Origin of the sequence: Furfurilactobacillus curtus, assembly GCF_045862785.1 — a bacterium.
Lineage (GTDB): Bacteria > Bacillota > Bacilli > Lactobacillales > Lactobacillaceae > Furfurilactobacillus > Furfurilactobacillus curtus.
This window is the reverse complement of the sequence record NZ_BQXO01000038.1, coordinates 1-741: the sequence shown is the minus strand read 5'-3', so window position 1 is coordinate 741 and position 741 is coordinate 1. Positions and strand designations below refer to the sequence as shown.

Genomic DNA, 741 nt, shown 5'->3' with positions numbered 1-741 from the left:
AGGCTTTGATCGGGTTCAGAATCTGGTCGTTTAATTTCTGGATTTTCTTCAGCAAGTGCTTTCAGTTGTTTTTGCGTTCGATTACTGATTTCATGGTGTACATCATTTAACTTATTTTTTAGTCCTAACTTTTGTTGTGGATTAGTCGCTTGCTGAACTTGTTGTTGCAAGCCTTGATAGGNCTTATTAAGATCCTGGGCTGATAGCTTTTTTAAATCATGCTCAGGCTCTTTTTGGGCTTCTTGTAAGCCTAATTGTTTGGTTAAGCCATCGCTAAGCTCAATCACTTTGTTGCTAACTTGCTGGATTTCACTTAAAGCACTATGGATCACCGCTTTATCTTTGGCCCAGGTAGCCACGTAACCGAGTGAGTAGTTGCTGGTATCAACGCCAATATTTTGCATGGCAACATACGCAACCGCTTCGGCTTGGGTTTCCTGATAGGCTCGGGGCCGATCTTTAAAAGCTGATTTTAAGCCGTGTAGCTGGCTATGCGCATATTCGTGGTATAACGTCTTTAGTTTCAAAGCATGGTCGGGCTCATCGCCACCAATGACGATTTCATTAGTGCTGGGTTGAAAATACCCCTTAGCCCCATTTAGCGTCGCTAAAGGCACTTCACTGACTTTAAGGTCGGTTTGCTGGTTTAAATAATCTTTGAACGCGTTATATAAGCTTGTCACATTCTGATGATCGGCCAAATTTTCTTTGACAAAGTCTTTAGCACTTAACACTGGTTCA

At 42.0% G+C, this 741-nt stretch carries 1 protein-coding gene; it reads right to left on the bottom strand.

The features are described 5' to 3' along the window. A partial coding sequence (locus ACKTR2_RS10305) for a hypothetical protein (protein WP_407885054.1) occupies positions 1-741 on the bottom strand: 741 nt, incomplete at both ends.